The sequence below is a fragment of the Pantoea anthophila genome (genome assembly GCF_006494375.1).
Taxonomy (GTDB): domain Bacteria; phylum Pseudomonadota; class Gammaproteobacteria; order Enterobacterales; family Enterobacteriaceae; genus Pantoea; species Pantoea anthophila.
Genome location: NZ_VHIZ01000056.1, coordinates 405,130 through 420,670, shown reverse-complemented (window position 1 = coordinate 420,670; position 15,541 = coordinate 405,130). Strand labels below are relative to the sequence as shown.

General features: G+C 57.0%; 13 protein-coding genes. 5 read left to right on the top strand and 8 right to left on the bottom strand.

What is annotated here, in order from left to right; genetic code table 11:
• Window positions 1-50 precede the first annotated feature (50 nt).
• Genes FJW00_RS19255 through rstA form a run of 3 tightly spaced genes read right to left on the bottom strand, consistent with a single transcriptional unit; the run spans window position 51 to window position 3,581 of the window.
• On the bottom strand, window positions 51-1,538 hold the full coding sequence (locus tag FJW00_RS19255; RefSeq protein ID WP_058957861.1) for a carboxypeptidase M32: 1,488 nt from the start codon (window positions 1,536-1,538) through the stop codon (window positions 51-53).
• A 19-nt stretch (window positions 1,539-1,557) separates the two neighbouring features.
• Window positions 1,558-2,859: a two-component system sensor histidine kinase RstB gene (gene rstB, locus FJW00_RS19250; RefSeq protein ID WP_009090073.1), complete on the bottom strand. Its 1,302-nt coding sequence runs from the start codon at window positions 2,857-2,859 to the stop codon at window positions 1,558-1,560.
• Window positions 2,856-3,581, bottom strand: coding sequence for a two-component system response regulator RstA (gene rstA / locus FJW00_RS19245; RefSeq protein ID WP_009090075.1), 726 nt, complete (start codon window positions 3,579-3,581; stop codon window positions 2,856-2,858). Before rstA ends, rstB begins: the two co-directional genes overlap by 4 nt.
• 178 nt (window positions 3,582-3,759) lie before the next feature.
• Between rstA and FJW00_RS19240 the strand changes: the two genes are divergently transcribed.
• The gene (locus FJW00_RS19240; RefSeq protein ID WP_058957860.1) at window positions 3,760-4,173 is read left to right on the top strand and encodes a hypothetical protein; all 414 of its coding nucleotides are present in this window, start codon (window positions 3,760-3,762) and stop codon (window positions 4,171-4,173) included.
• 14 nt (window positions 4,174-4,187) lie between these two features.
• On the opposite strand, the gene FJW00_RS19235 is transcribed toward FJW00_RS19240, so the two are convergent.
• On the bottom strand, window positions 4,188-5,579 hold the full coding sequence (locus FJW00_RS19235) for a basic amino acid/polyamine antiporter (protein ID WP_111207612.1): 1,392 nt from the start codon (window positions 5,577-5,579) through the stop codon (window positions 4,188-4,190).
• A gap of 205 nt (window positions 5,580-5,784) precedes the next feature.
• On the bottom strand, window positions 5,785-6,738 hold the full coding sequence (gene ydgH / locus FJW00_RS19230) for a DUF1471 family protein YdgH (RefSeq protein ID WP_046101882.1): 954 nt from the start codon (window positions 6,736-6,738) through the stop codon (window positions 5,785-5,787).
• A 542-nt stretch (window positions 6,739-7,280) separates the two neighbouring features.
• Here ydgH and pntA point away from each other — a divergent pair.
• Window positions 7,281-8,813 carry a Re/Si-specific NAD(P)(+) transhydrogenase subunit alpha gene (gene pntA / locus FJW00_RS19225; RefSeq protein WP_140925439.1) on the top strand — a complete coding sequence of 511 codons (1,533 nt, stop codon included), beginning with the start codon at window positions 7,281-7,283 and terminating at the stop codon, window positions 8,811-8,813.
• A 3-nt stretch (window positions 8,814-8,816) separates the two neighbouring features.
• Window positions 8,817-10,205, top strand: a complete 1,389-nt coding sequence (gene pntB, locus FJW00_RS19220) for a Re/Si-specific NAD(P)(+) transhydrogenase subunit beta (RefSeq protein ID WP_140925438.1) — start codon at window positions 8,817-8,819, stop codon at window positions 10,203-10,205.
• A 44-nt stretch (window positions 10,206-10,249) separates the two neighbouring features.
• Here the strand turns inward: pntB and uspE are convergent, their stop codons facing one another.
• Together uspE and fnr are read right to left on the bottom strand one after the other, a co-directional pair.
• On the bottom strand, window positions 10,250-11,206 hold the full coding sequence (uspE, locus tag FJW00_RS19215; protein ID WP_140925437.1) for a universal stress protein UspE: 957 nt from the start codon (window positions 11,204-11,206) through the stop codon (window positions 10,250-10,252).
• A 117-nt stretch (window positions 11,207-11,323) separates the two neighbouring features.
• Window positions 11,324-12,076, bottom strand: coding sequence for a fumarate/nitrate reduction transcriptional regulator Fnr (fnr, locus tag FJW00_RS19210; RefSeq protein ID WP_009090088.1), 753 nt, complete (start codon window positions 12,074-12,076; stop codon window positions 11,324-11,326).
• Window positions 12,077-12,392: 316 nt separating this feature from the next.
• On the opposite strand from fnr, the gene smrA reads away from it, so the two are divergent.
• Window positions 12,393-12,959, top strand: coding sequence for a DNA endonuclease SmrA (gene smrA / locus FJW00_RS19205; protein ID WP_009090089.1), 567 nt, complete (start codon window positions 12,393-12,395; stop codon window positions 12,957-12,959).
• Here the strand turns inward: smrA and FJW00_RS19200 are convergent.
• Complete coding sequence (locus tag FJW00_RS19200) at window positions 12,956-13,876, bottom strand: LysR substrate-binding domain-containing protein (RefSeq protein ID WP_009090092.1); 921 nt, start codon at window positions 13,874-13,876, stop codon at window positions 12,956-12,958. The two genes, smrA and FJW00_RS19200, sit on opposite strands and share 4 nt — an antisense overlap.
• Before the next feature lie 322 nt (window positions 13,877-14,198).
• Between FJW00_RS19200 and FJW00_RS19195 the strand changes: the two genes are divergently transcribed.
• A complete protein-coding gene (locus tag FJW00_RS19195; protein WP_046101878.1) occupies window positions 14,199-15,533 on the top strand; it encodes an MFS transporter in 1,335 nt (444 codons plus the stop codon).
• Window positions 15,534-15,541 lie beyond the last annotated feature (8 nt).

Sequence of the window (15,541 nt, the reverse complement as noted above, 5' to 3'; positions counted from 1 at the left end):
TAACCGATTGTACAAAGGGGGAAAGGGCGGCGTGATGGCCGCCCGGAGGGTCAGTTCTTCAGATAACGCTGTTCAAGATGCTGGCGGAAATAAGCCGGGTTCAGCGCTTCGCCTGTCGCATTGATCAGCAGCTGGTCGGTGGAAAAGCGGCTGCCGTGCTGCCAGATGTTCTGTTGCAGCCAGTCGAATACCGGTTGCAGTTCGCCGTGCTGAATCAGTTCGCTGAGCTGAGGAATGGCGGTCTGGACGGAGCGGAACAGCTGCGCGGCGTACATCGCGCCCAGCGTGTAGGTGGGGAAGTAGCCAAACGCGCCATCGGTCCAGTGAATATCCTGCATACAGCCATCGCGGTAGTTGCCACGGGTATCCAGACCCAGCGACTGCATCATCTTCTCATCCCACAGCGCCGGAATATCCTCAACCTCAATCTCCCCTTCAATCAGCGCCTGTTCGATTTCGTAGCGCAGAATGACATGAGCCGGGTAGCTCAGCTCATCGGCATCCACCCGGATCAGGCCCGGCTTCACCTGCTGGGTCAGACGGATGAAATTATCCGCCTGCAGGGCAGGCTGGTCGCCAAAGGTGGCGATAATGGTCGGCAGAATGCGCTGCAAAAATTCGCGGCTGCGGCCGAGCTGCATCTCCATGAACAGGCTTTGTGACTCGTGGATGGCGGTGGAACGCGCCAGCGCCACCGGCTGTCCCCGCCACTGCTGCGGCAGATTCTGCTCATAGCGGGCGTGGCCGGTTTCATGGATCACACCCATCATGGCGCTGAGGAACTCAGCTTCATTGTAACGGGTGGTAATGCGTACATCTTCCGGCACGCCGCCGCAGAAAGGATGCGCGCTGATGTCCAGGCGACCATGATTAAAGTCGAAGCCCAGCGTTTCCATGATGCTCAGCCCGAGCTGGCGCTGCGCAGGCACGGCGAATGGCCCCTGCGGCGTGACGATCGGCTGCTGCGCCTGCTTCTCCACGACCTGCTGTAACAGATCGGGCAGCCAGCTTTTCAGTTCGCCAAACGTCGCATCCAGCCTGGCGCGGGTCATGCCCGGTTCATAGAGATCGAGCAGAGCATCGTAACGCGAGCAGCCGCTGGCATCGGCGCGTCGCTGCGCCTCTTCGCGGCTCAGGCGCACCACCTCTTTCAGGTTGGTGGCAAAGCCCTGCCAGTCGTTAGCCGGGCGCTGAGTGCGCCACGCATGTTCACACACCGAACCGGCAATCGATTTGGCTTCCACGAAGTCGTCAGGCAGCAGGCTGGCCTGCTGGTAAGCACGCTGCATCTCATGAAGATTGGCCCGCTCAACATCGTTCAGCGACGCCTGCTCTGCGGCCTTCAGCCACTCTCCGACCTGGGGAGCCGTCAGGATCTGATGCTGCAGAACGCTCATCTCGGCCAGGGCTTCACCCCGCGCCTGACTGCCGCCTGGCGGCATGGTGGTCTGCATATCACAGCCGGCGATGGCCGTGACATGGCTGAAACGGGAGAGGCGCTGGAAGGTCGCGCTAAGGTGTTGATACGCTGAGGTCACGTGAGACTCCTTGTAGTGTTTAACGCAGCGGAATTTCCCGCAAGGGTAGATCAACCGGCCAGCAAAAGCGAACGCTGGCTCCGCCCAGCGGGCTGGCCTCAATGGTGACCTGACCGCTCAACGCCTGCGCAATAGAGTGGACAATCGCCAGCCCCAGTCCGCAGCCACCCGTCGCGCGATCGCGGCTCGGATCGAGCCGGACAAAAGGTTCGAAGACCCGTTCGCGCTCTTCTGGCGGAATGCCCGGACCATCATCCTCCACCTGCAGGCAGCCGGTTGCGCCGTCGAACCATAAGCTCACCCGCAGTCGCTGCTGCGCATAACGCAGCGCATTATTGACCAGATTATCCAGCACCCGCTCCATCAGGCGGCTGTCAGAAATCCCGATATTTTCACGCTGCGGCAGGTCGAGGTCGATCCGGACATCGGGATTGATGGTGCGGAAGTCATCGAGGCGCTCGCGCAGCCAGCTGGCGAGATCCTGCGACTTCAGATTGAGGTCCACGCGTGGCCGATCCAGCCGCGCATAGGTCAGCAGCTCCTCAATCAGGCTTTCAAGCTGGCCGATGTCGCGGTTCAGCGCCACCCGTTCGGCGTCCGTGAGGTTATCGCTCATCTCCAGCCGGTAGCGCAGACGCACCAGCGGCGTCCGCAGCTCATGGGCGATGCCGTCGATCAACTGCTTCTTACTGGCAACCAGGGTGTTGATGTTTTCCGCCATCTGGTTAAAGGCGATACCGAGCCGGAACAGGCTGGAGGTACTGTCAAAATGGGTGCGCACATCCAGCTCACCGCGACCAAAGCGCTGAGCCGCTTTTTCCAGCCGCTGCATCTCCTGCCAGTGGGGGCGTAGCCAGATAAACACCGGCAGCGCCAGTGACATGCCGATAAAGACCAGCAGGGCAATATCGAGCAGTCGCATCTGATGCAGATAGAATAGATAGGGGATAGGCCCCACCGACAGCACATAGTGGCTGCGCGGGATATGCTGCAGAAAGGTGTACTGGTCGTCGAGCGCCACAATCTCACCGGCGTGCAGGCGGCGCATATTGGTCTCATCGAGCTGGAATTTGTTCATCGGCTCAATATGCAGGTCAAACGAGAGGCCAAGATCGAGGCTCTTGATGGTTTTGTTCCAGTCGCGCGGCGGGATCTCCCGCAGTTCGCTGCGGATCAGATAGAGCGAGCTGGCCATCAGGTCATTCATCGACTGTCGGCCTGCGCGCTCGGCGGTGAACTTATAGACCAGTCCCACCAGCAGCGCCATCACCAGAAAGCAGACAAACAGCAGCAGATAGAACTGAATAAAAAGCTTTCTCATAGGACGCGGGTATCCCAGGCCTGAGGCGCAAACAGGTAGCCTTTGTTGCGGATGGTCTTGATACGAAACGGCTCGGTGGCGCTGTCGTGCAGCTTTTTACGCAGGCGGGAAATGGCCACGTCGATGCTGCGATCCAGACCGTCATAGCTGACGCCGCGCAGGGTTTTCAGCAGCGCATCGCGGTTAAGCGTCTGACCGGCATGGCTGGCGAGGACCCAGAGCAGGTCAAAATCGGCCGTAGAGAGGGCGATCTGTTCGTCAAACAGCGTCACCTGTCGATTGAGGGCATCGATGGTCAGCGATCCAAAACGCAGCATACGGTTCGCGGCAGGAATGGCGGGCGCATCCTCCGGCTGCGTCTGCTGAGACTGACGCAGATGCAGGCGCAGACGGGCCAGCAGGACCGCGGGTGGCGTGGTCTTGAGGATGTAATCCTGCGCGCCCATCTCCAGCGCCAGAATGTGATTCATGTCGCTGTCGAGTGAGGTGAGCAGCACAATGGGCCCCTGCCAGTTGGCCCGTAAATCACGGCAGATCGTCATGCCATCCTTGCCGGGCAGCATGATATCCAGCATCACCAGATCGGGTTGCTGTTCGGCAATCACCGCTTCAGCGCGGTCGCCGCGCGTCTCAACAATCACTTCAATGTCATGACGACCCAGGTAGGCCGCAATCAGTGAACCCACTTCGGGTTCATCTTCTACATAAACAATTTTGTTCATAGTTTACAAAGCAGAGACAGGGATGGACGAAAGCATATCTTTTCCTGGTCCTGAGCTCTACGCTACCGCACGAAATATCCTTAGCTTGCTGGTATATAACCGGCAAAATGTGCAATCATTAGCGCGGCCTTTTTGCGCCAGGTTTGGGATATCGTTGATTATTATGAGGAGCATTAGTGTGTCTGATAAAGAGCTGGCATCAGCCATATACCCTGACCGCATCTGCTTCAATTACAGTGACTTTCTTTCCGCTTCCTGCAAAAAACGCTGGAGCTTTGTCGATGCGATTTATGGCGTGATGCCGATATTCGGCATGGTGACACGGAAATCAGCACACCGCTTACAGAGCAGTGACGACCCGTTAAAAGAATTAGCATTACAAATCATTTCTACCCAGGTGAGTGACGAAATTAACATCGCGCGCCTGGTCACCCTCGCGGAACAGCAGCAGATCAGCCGCTTTGATATCCAGCTCCCATATCCGCTGTCGGCGGAGCAGCTGGATGCCATTCATCATGAATATGCCAAGCCGCTGAATCTCACACAGCAGGATGACCTGCTGTGTGTGTCGATTCCGGTGCAGTCACACTAAGCGCACCTTCCGCGTTACCTCGTCAGCTGCCACACGGCGGGCAGCGTCGCCGCGATCAGTAATCCCATCACAATCCGCTCCGGTGCGGTCAGTGCAGAGGTCGCGCGGCCTCCCCGGCGGGCAAAGAGAAACAGCAGCAGGCCCGGGGTATAGAGCACCACCGACATCATCAGATGCAGGGGGCCTGAGGCATAAAGCAGCCAGATGCCATACAGGCTGGCACCGAGACCGATCGCCATTGCCAGCGGCTTGTGCTGTCCGCGCACGACTTTGATCAGATACAACCCCACCAGCAGATAGGGCACCAGAATCATCTCCGAGGCGATGGTCAGCAGGTTGTTGTAATCCGCGCCGGTCACGGCGATCAGAATCAGGCAGACCTGAATACTGCCGTTGGTCAGCCACAGTGAGGCAGCGGGCGCGTTGTGGCGGTTTTGCCGGGCAATGCTGCGTGGAAAGGCACCCTGCTGCGCGGCAATCAGCGGCACTTCGGCAGCCATAATCGTCCAGCTCAGATAGGCGCCGCAGACGGAGATGATCAGGCCGATGGCAATCACCGCATCGCCCCAGTGTCCCATCAGTCGCGTCATCAGTCCCGCCATGGAGGGGTTGCGCATCCCGGCCAGTTCGGCACGGGGCACCACGCCCAGCGACAGCAGCGTCACCAGCAGATAAACCAGCAGGGCGGCCAGCACCGCCAGCAGGGTGGCGCGTCCCACATCTTTTTTCTGACGTGCGCGGGCAGAAACCACTACGGCACCCTCAACTCCGATAAAGACCCACAGAGTGATCAGCATCGTCTGCTTGACCTGCTCCCACAGGGGTTGCCCCAGCGTGACGCCGGAAAAGTCAACGCGGAAGCGATCGTAGTTAAACGCCATCACCGCCAGCACGATAAACAGCAGCAGCGGCACCAGTTTGCCCAGCGTCGCCATCAGATTGATACTGGCCGCAGTCTGTACCCCGCGCAGTACCAGCCAGTGAACCAGCCACAGCAGCACCGAGGCCCCCAGCATCGCCTGCCAGGTGTTGCCATCCCCAAAGATCACCCGATCCGGGGTATCCGTGAAAAAGCTCAGGGCGGAGAAGACGATCACCAGATAGGAGACGTTGGCGATGACAGCACAGAGCCAGTAGCCCCAGGCGGAGCAGAAGCCTGTCAGTTCACCGAACCCGGCGCGGGCGTAGGTGAAGATGCCGCCATCGAGTTCAGGTTTCAGGCGGGTCAGCAGCAGCATCGCCAGCGACAGAAAGATGATGCCGACGCCGGTAATCAGCCAGCCCAGAAGCAGCGCCGCCGGACCCGCCACCGCAGCCATATTTTGCGGCAGACTGAACACGCCGGCACCCAGCATGGAACTGAGTACCAGCGCCGTCAGCGCACCGAGACCTAATTTTTTCTCCAAAACAACCTTCCCGCTAGCATATATGGCTGGATAAATCGGATTTCATCGCTGGGTTATCGCAGACTCGCGGCAGAAAACAGGGACAAACTCCGGCAAAACAGGCGGCAGATTTTACGGAGTGTGACGGGGGATGGCAATGCGTGACTATGCAAATCCGCGCAGGAATTATGCAAACAGCAGGGCGGCGGGCGCCGCCCTGAAGAGATTACTTAAACAGGTCAGCGGTGACGGTCAGGTTACCGCCACTCTGGTTCTGCCACTGACGGGTCACGTGATAGAACTTCGCACCTTTATCAGACGCACGCTTCGCCACTTCTTCAGAAACTTCGGTAGGGGAACCGAAGTGACCGGTAAACGTCACGGTGTCGAATGGCTGCATCTGCGCGGCCGTAATCGCGTTCACTTCCTGCACGGATTTGCCGTTTGGCAGATTGACCGTGTAACGCTTGCCGGTTGAGCTCTGGGTTTCGAAGAAGCGGCCCACTTTATTGCTCGGTGTCTCAGAGGAGGCGACGCCAGGGATTTCAACCTGAGCGGCCGCTGCGCCACCCGCAGCCAGTGCAGCTTTACCCGCTTCTGAGTCGGCAGGAATCGCGTTCGGCGTCTGAACCACACGCGCTTTAGCATCCGCTTTATAGACGTAGGCTGTGATGTACTGGTTGCCGCCGCTGTTGGCGTCAATCTGACGAACAATAAAGAATGAGGCGGCGCCTTTCTCTTTAGCCGCTTTTGAAATTGCATCGTTGACATCAGGCTGGCTGGCAAAGAAACCGCTGACGGAAACGGTGTCGAAAGGTTCGAGCTTATAAGCTTCAGCCTTTGGTAGTTCGTTGACGCCGTTAAAGCGACGGTATTGGGTGGTTTCGGAAGCGGCCGGGGCATCAGCCTTGTAGAGGTCGGCAGTAACGCGCCAGTTGCCGCTGTTGCCGTTGCTGTCGTTGATCCCCTGAATGTAGAAAGAAGCAGCGCCCATCTCATCTGCACGCTTAGAGACCGCATCGGCTGCGTCGCCAATTGCGTTGAAACGGCCGGTGATATTAATACGTTCGAATGGCTTCAACGCGGCCGCTTTTTCTGGCGTTAACTCCTGCGCAGCGAATGCATTAGCTGCCAGCAGGGACAACAGAGTGGACGCCAGAATAGTGTTCTTCAGCTTCATAAAAATAATCCTTCGCCTTACGCAAAAATGAGTACGAAAACGTGCTGGACTCTTGATGTATAACAGATTAGCCGCTGATTATTGCATGTTATAAACAGACTGTCGCAGCGATTTTTTGCGCGATATCGCGTTATTCAACTCCCTGTTTTTCATCTGACTGTCATGAAATGCGTTTAAGGCGTCATTTCTGGGCGCTGTTACCACTAAAAACGGTAACACTTAGCGCTATAACAGTTAATGCATTGTTAATTAAGGGTTTTTATTGTTGATTAATTCGTCCGGAGCGCAATTTTCATAGCAGATTATCTGCTGATGACGCGTTTTAATAGCGTAATAATGCAGGATTTCAAAGCGAATACTGAATAATCAGGTGAATGTCTCCATCTGCGGTTACCGCTGTGGATCAGGCGTCACAATTTAAGTAGGTTATAAACACTTTGAAATATCTGCATTTTGACTATAAGCAGCTGAAACCGCGTTTCAGCTGCGCTGTCGTGGTGCGGATTCGGGCCATCATCCTTTAACCGATGAAAGGAAACACTATGTTAATTGGAATACCCAAGGAAAGGTTGCCAAACGAGTCGCGCGTGGCAGCCACGCCAAAGACCGTGGAACAACTGATCAAACTGGGTTTCAGCGTCACGCTTGAGCACGACGCCGGTAAACGCGCCAGTTTTGATGACGAAAGTTACCTTGCTGCGGGTGCCACCCTCAGCGATCGTCAGCAGGTCTGGCAGGCCGATATCGTCATGAAGGTAAACGCACCCGATGACGACGAAATTGCGCTGACCCGTGCAGGCAGTACGCTGGTCAGTTTTATCTGGCCCGCCCAGAATCCGGCGCTGCTGGAAAAGCTGGCCGCCCGTCAGGTGACGGTGATGGCGATGGATTCGGTGCCGCGTATTTCGCGCGCGCAGTCGCTGGATGCCCTGAGCTCGATGGCCAACATCGCCGGTTATCGCGCTATCGTCGAGGCGGCACATGAATTTGGCCGCTTCTTTACCGGTCAGATTACCGCGGCAGGTAAAGTGCCACCGGCAAAAGTGATGGTGATTGGGGCTGGCGTGGCCGGACTGGCTGCGATAGGCGCGGCGGGCAGCCTGGGCGCCATCGTCCGGGCGTTTGATACCCGTCCCGAAGTCAAAGAGCAGGTGCAGAGTATGGGCGCCGAATTCCTCGAACTCGATTTTGAAGAGGAGGCGGGCAGTGGGGATGGCTATGCCAGAGTCATGTCCGACGCCTTTATTAAAGCGGAGATGGCGCTGTTCGCCAGCCAGGCCAGAGAGGTGGACATCATTGTCACCACCGCGCTCATCCCAGGTAAACCGGCCCCGAAACTGATCACCGAAGAGATGATCGCCAGCATGAAGCCGGGGAGTGTGATTGTGGATCTGGCGGCGCAGACCGGCGGCAACTGTGCGCTGACCGTCGCCGACCAGGTGACCGTGACACCGAATGGCGTGAAAATTATCGGCTATACCGATCTGCCCAGCCGGCTGGCGACGCAGTCCTCCCAGCTTTACGGCACCAATCTGGTCAACCTGCTCAGGCTGCTCTGCAAAGAGAAAAATGGCGAAATCCAGGTCGATTTTGAGGATGTGGTGGTGCGGGGCGTGACGGTGGTGCGCGACGGCGAAATCACCTGGCCCGCGCCGCCGATTCAGGTCTCTGCTGCCCCTCAGGCCAGACCTGCCGCCGCGAAACCCGCTGAGAAACCGGAAGCAAAACCGGCCTCGCCGTGGCGCACCGCGCTGCTGATGGCTCTGGCGATAGTGCTGTTTGGCTGGCTGGCCAGCGTGGCACCGGCAGAGTTCCTCTCCCATTTTACCGTGTTCGCGCTCTCCTGCGTGGTTGGCTACTACGTGGTCTGGAACGTCAGCCATGCACTGCATACCCCGCTGATGTCCGTGACCAATGCCATCTCCGGCATCATCGTCATCGGAGCGGTTTTGCAGATGGGGCACGGTGGCTGGGTCACCTTCATCTCCTTTATTGCCGTGCTGATTGCCAGCATCAATATCTTTGGTGGCTTCACCGTCACGCAGCGCATGCTGAAAATGTTTCGTAAGGGGTAATTCATGTCTGGCGGATTAGTCACTGCAGCCTATATTGTGGCTGCCATTCTGTTCATCTGTAGTCTTGCCGGTCTTTCGCGTCATGAGACCGCTAAACGGGGCAATATTTTCGGCATCAGCGGGATGGCGCTTGCCCTCATCGCAACCATCTTCGGCCCGGACAGCGGCAATGTGGCCTGGATCCTGCTGGCGATGGTGATTGGCGGTGCAATCGGCATTCGCCTGGCAAAAAAAGTCGAAATGACCGAAATGCCAGAGCTGGTGGCGATTCTGCACAGCTTTGTGGGTCTGGCCGCGGTGCTGGTCGGGATTAACAGCTATATCGACCATGCGCCAGGCCTGCCGGCCGCGATGGAAAATATCCATCTCAGCGAAGTCTTTATCGGGATCTTTATCGGTGCCGTTACCTTTACCGGCTCACTGGTGGCGTTTGGCAAGCTGTGCGGCAAAATCTCCTCACGACCGCTGACGCTGCCCCACCGTCATAAGCTCAATCTGCTGGCGCTGGTCGTTTCTTTCCTGCTGCTGCTCTGGTTTGTTGACACCAGCAGCATCGCGGCGCAGGTGTTTGCGCTGCTGCTGATGACGATCATTGCGCTGGCCTTTGGCTGGCATCTGGTTGCCTCCATTGGCGGTGCAGATATGCCGGTTGTGGTGTCGATGCTTAACTCTTACTCAGGCTGGGCTGCGGCCGCGGCCGGTTTTATGCTCAGCAATGACCTGCTGATCGTGACCGGTGCGCTGGTGGGCTCATCCGGTGCGATCCTCTCCTACATCATGTGTAAAGCGATGAACCGATCGTTCATCAGCGTGATTGCGGGCGGCTTTGGCACCGAAGCCAGCAGCAGCGATGAGAGTCAGGAAGCAGGAGAACATCGCGAGATCTCCCCTGAAGAGACGGCTGAGATGCTGAAGTCCTCTGCGTCGGTGATTATCACGCCAGGCTACGGCATGGCGGTGGCACAGGCCCAGTATCCGGTAGCGGATCTGACCGCCCGACTACGTGCACTTGGCATCCGGGTGCGTTTCGGGATTCATCCGGTGGCGGGCCGCCTGCCAGGACACATGAACGTGCTGCTGGCAGAGGCCAAAGTGCCGTATGACGTGGTGCTGGAGATGGATGAGATCAACGATGACTTCAGTGAAACCGATACGGTGCTGGTTATCGGCGCGAATGACACGGTGAACCCGGCGGCGCAGGATGATCCCCGCAGCCCGATTGCCGGCATGCCGGTGCTGGAGGTGTGGAAAGCACACAATGTGGTGGTCTTCAAACGTTCAATGAACACCGGCTATGCCGGGGTGCAGAATCCGCTGTTCTTTAAAGAGAACAGTCAGATGCTGTTTGGCGATGCCAAAGCCAGCGTTGAAGCTATTATCAAAGCGCTGTAACAGAAAAGGGGCGGCTAATCAGCCGCCCCTATTTTTGCGGAGGTTTAATCCTCATCATCCTCTTCATCATCCAGATCAATCGGCGATTTGAAATCGTCTGGCTTAATCGCCAGCAGATCGCAGCGCAGGTGATCGATCACCTGTTCCGCCGTATTACCCAGAAATGCAGCCGAAAGTCCGGTGCGTCCGATGGTGCCCAGCACCACCACACCGGCTCCCAGATGCGAAGCCAGATCCGGGATAACCTCTTCAGGCAGCCCTTTGGCAACGTGGGTGAACTCTTCACCAATGGAAAACTTCTGCCGCAACGCTTTCATGGCCACCAGATGCTGACCGCGGATGGCGTCGTTATAGACGCTGGGGTCGAAATCAGGCAGCTCAATCGCGATGTTGATCGGCGTAATCGGGTAGGCACCGACCAGATGCACCTCGGTCTGGTTCACCTTTTCGGCCAGCTTCACCGTTTCACGAATCAGCTTCTGATTCAGGCCATCATGATGCGGCTCTTCGCTGGCAAGATTGACGGCGACGATAGCTTTACCGCCCTCCGGCCAGGGCTGATCTTTCACCATCCAGACCGGGCAGGGGCATTTACGCAGCAGATGCCAGTCGGTGGGGGTAAAAATCACGGACTCCAGGCGGTCATGCTGGTGGGCCATTTTCAGCACAAGGTCATGCTGATGGGCGAGCACTTCCTGAATAATCGCTTCATAGGGGCGGTTATGCCAGATAACCTTGATGTCGATTTCGACACCGGCATCCAGATAGGCGCGGGCCTGTTCACGAATCCATTCGGTGCGCTGGCTGATGACGCCCTGACGCATGGAGGCGCGTTCGTCCGGCGACAGCAGGGTGGTCATCTCATAGGAAAAGTCATAGATAGGCAGAAAGGCTTTAATTCTCCCGCCAATACGTTGATTCAGATAGACCGCACGTCGCAGCGCGGGCTGATCGTCTTGCTGGGCATCAATGGCGACCAGAATATTTTGGTACTGGGACATGAGGCGTTCTCCTTAAACCAGAGCGACTGGAATAAAGATAGCCTATGTTGCACAGGGGAAGAAGTGAAAAAGTTACTGCCGGATCAACAAAATAAGATTTATTGATCCGGCGGCGGATCAGGCGGCCTGATGGCTCTGACCTGCTAACTCTTCCAGCAGGGCGTGGTTCTCAATGGTGATATATTTGCCTTTCACCGCCAGCATACCGGACTTCTGGAATCGACCCAGCAGACGGCTGATCGTTTCCACCGTCAGGCCCAGATAATTACCGATGTCGCCACGCGTCATGGTGAGGCGAAATTCACGCTGTGAGAAGCCGCGCTGGCCGAAGCGGCGGGAGAGGTTCCAGATAAAGGCCGCCAGGCGCTCCTCTGCGTTTTTCTTGGAGAGCAGCAGGATCATATCCTGGTCGCCTTTGATTTCACCGCTCATAAGACGCATCATCTGCTGACGCAGGGCAGGCATTTTGCCTGACAGGTCATCAAGGGTCTCAAAAGGAATTTCACAGACCATGGCAGTTTCCAGCGCCTGCGCAAAGCTGGGATGGCTGGCACCCATGATGGCATCAAAGCCGACTAAATCACCCGCCAGATGGAAGCCGGTAATCTGCTCATCACCCTGCTCAGTAATGGTGTAGCTTTTGATCGTGCCGGAACGGATGGCGTACAGCGACTTCAGTTCGTCACCCGCTTTGAAAAGCGTTTGCCCTTTCTGAATCGGTTTTTTACGCTCAATGATGTTGTCGAGCTGATCCAGCTCATGTTCATTTAGCGTGAAGGGGATGCAGAGCTGACTGATGCTGCAATCCTGGCAGTGAATGGCACAACCGCCCGACTGAATACGACGAATGCTGCGTTTTTCAGGGATCATAATGGTTCGCTCGACGATTATTGACTGGGGTCAATTTTAACATTTTTTGAGCTGAAGGGAACTCATCCGAGCAGTTTTACACTTACAAAAACCAGGGATGATTCACACATTGCTAAACGCAGATGTGACGGGCTTCTCAGAACGGCACCATGCAAAAGTGTCACGAAAAGTTTCCGTTTTTTTGATCGGCTACCCGAAAAGCTGCGGCCAGTCATAATCAGAAAAGTGGGCTGGCCCGGTGTTTACACCTTTTGCTACGCTATCGGGTAAGACCTGTTTTTGTACGCTATCAATTTTAATCAGGTGTGAGAAAACCATGAACCTTGATGATAACGATCTGTTTCGGGATGCCATGGGTGATGTCACGCCGCTGAAAGACACCACCACAACCCTGTGGCTTAAATCCCCCTCAACCAAAGCGCCACGCAAAGCACCCGATGAGTCGGTGCTGGAGAACTTTCTCACCCGGGGCGATCTGGAGATTATTCCGCTCAATACGCCGCTGGAGTATAAAGCCGACGGCATTCAGCAGGGCATCGTCGATAAGCTGCGCAGAGGGGAGTATAAGCTGGATGCCAGTCTCAACCTGCTGCGGCAACCGGTCGAAACCTGCCGTCAGGCGCTGTTTAACTTTATGATGCAGGCGCACAAACTGGGTTTACGCAACCTGCTGATCATCCACGGCAAGGGCCGCGATGATGAATCGCACGCCAATATCGTGCGCAGCTATCTGGCGCGATGGCTGCAGCAGTTCGATGACGTTCAGACTTTCTGTGTGGCGCAGACCCGGCACGGTGGCGCCGGGGCGCTCTATGTCGGGCTGCGGAAAACGGACAAGGCGCGGCTGGAAAACCGCGAGCGGCATGCCAAACGCAGCCGCTAGCTGTGAAATTTACGGATGGTCGACATTAACACTTCGGCACTCAGGCTCAGCTCCGCGCCGGTGCGGGTGATGATACCGACCGGTTCACCCGGTCCGGAGGAGTGAATCGGCAGGGCACAGACGGCATTGTGGCTGAGGTCCTCTTTGATGGCCCCGGACGGCACAAACCAGATGTAGTCGTAGCGCAGCGCCAGCTGACGCGCCAGTGAGGTGGAGGAGGTTTCAATACAGTGGGGCGGCAGCGTGCAGCCCTGTTCATCAAGCATCTGCTGCGCGATGCGGCGCGGGGCGGTGCCTTCCGGTGAGATCACCACCGGCCACTGCATCGCCCGGGATAAGGTGACATTGTCACTTAAGAGGGGGTGTTCCGGCCTCACCACCAGTTTCAGGGACTCCAGAAACAGCAATTCGTAGGTGAGACCCGTCATCATGTCGCTGTCAGCCATACGGCCGATACCGATATCGAACTCGCCGCCGCGCAGGCCTGCCAGCAGGACGTTGTTATGCAGCGTTGCTACCTGAATAGTGGTATTGGGTTGCAGCTGATGAAAACGATCCAGGATACGTGGCAGCATGCCCATCGCCGCCGTGGTGAGCGCCCCCAGCCTGATAATGGCCGGGGCGTCACCCGGCTGCTCATTGAAACTCTGTCCGGCATGGTTCAGGGCGTCCAGCACCCGAACCGCATGGGTCAGAAACTGCTCTCCCATGGTGGTCAGCTGCGCGCCCAGCCGCCCGCGTTCAAAGAGGCGGGCACCCGTCAGCTCCTCCAGCTCGTTCAGGGTTTTTGAAAGGGCGGGCTGACTCAGGCTGAGGGTCTCTGCCGCCCGTCCAAGCGTGCCTTGCTGCGCAACCGCAACAAAGGTGTGAAGGTGGCGCAAGCGAATGCGCTGATTGAAAAGGATATTTTTGTCCATAGCGTAAACTTAATGAGAATGGCCAACATTAAGCAATACTTTAAAATGAAATCTGTTAACTTTGCTGCAAATTTTATTTAACAAAAAGGGTAAATCTGGCCTTTCTTTAGTTAACTCACTGATCTGACTGACTTATGCAATCCCTCCCGCCGACGTCGCCCATAACGCGCCACTGTAATATCAGGCACTTACCGCGCTGAAACTGAAGAATTCTCATCACCCGATAAAAATCTGACCGCATAAGGTTAACGATGGGCTATCATAAGCGCCGTTTTTTTTACTTAAACTGATGTCCGATCCCGTTACTCCCGAGGAGTGTCCATTGACCAGCGTCGAGGCGGTAGATGTCCGCCAGCTTATCAACCAGCAGGGGCTCAGCCACTGGCAAAAGCGGCTTATTGCACTCTGTTTTATCGTGGTGGCACTCGATGGCATGGACATTGCGATTATGGGATTTATCGCGCCAACGCTGAAAGCAGCCTGGGGCGTAAGCAATCATCAGCTGGGAGGCGTCATCAGCGCCGCACTGATCGGCCTGGCACTGGGTGCGATGGTGGCAGGGCCGCTTGCTGACCGTTATGGCCGGCGCATGATGATTATCTTCAGCGTCTTCTTTTTTGGTCTCTGGACGCTGGCTACCGCCTTTTCTCAGAACATCGAACAGATGATGCTGTTTCGCTTTCTGACCGGGCTGGGACTGGGGGCCGCGATGCCCAACGTTGGCACGCTGGTCGCGGAGTATGCGCCCGAGCGTCGTCGCGCCTTCATTATCACCGTGGTCTTCTGCGGTTTCACCTTCGGCGCGGCCAGCGGCGGTTTTGCCGCCTCCTGGCTGTTGCCCCGCTATGACTGGCATTCGGTCCTGCTGCTGGGCGGTATCCTGCCGCTGCTGGTGCTCCCTTTTCTGATCCGTGGCCTGCCGGAATCGGTGCGATTTCTGATCGGTCGTGGCGCGCCGGCTGCGCGCATTCACGCCATCCTGGAGCGGATGCTGCCGGGCAAGACCGCACCCGACTGCGCCTTTCACGCGCCGGAAGCCAGCGTGCCGGTGCGGGGCGCAATCGGTACCGTGCTTTCGCGCCGCTATCTGTTTGGCAGCGTGATGCTGTGGGGCGGCTATTTTATGGGCCTGTTCATGGTTTACCTGATTGGCAGCTGGCTGCCCTCGCTGGTCAACACCCTTGGCATGTCGGTCACCGAAGCGGCGATCATTACCGCGATGTATCAGGCGGGTGGGACCTTGGGATCGCTCTTTGCGGGCTGGATGATGGATCGGTTCAACGCCAATCTGGCGCTGGCGGCGATCTACGGCTGTGGCGGCCTGTTTATTGTCGCCCTGGGATTCTCACCGGCCGAAGTGGGTATGATGAGCGCCATCGCCTTTTGCAGTGGCTTTTGCTTTAACGGGGCCAACACCGGGATGAATGCGTTATCTGCCAGCTACTATCCCACCCATGCCCGCGCCACCGGCTCCAGCTGGATGCATGCTGTGGGTCGCGTCGGGGCGATCCTGAGCGCTTTCGTGGGAGCAGAGATGATGTCTCTGGGCTGGTCGTTCAGCGTGATCTTTCTGCTGCTGGCGATACCGGCGGTGATCACCACCCTGATGCTGCTGCTGAAAAACCGTTACGGCTTTAAGCCGATCACAGATTCGTGATTTTTTCC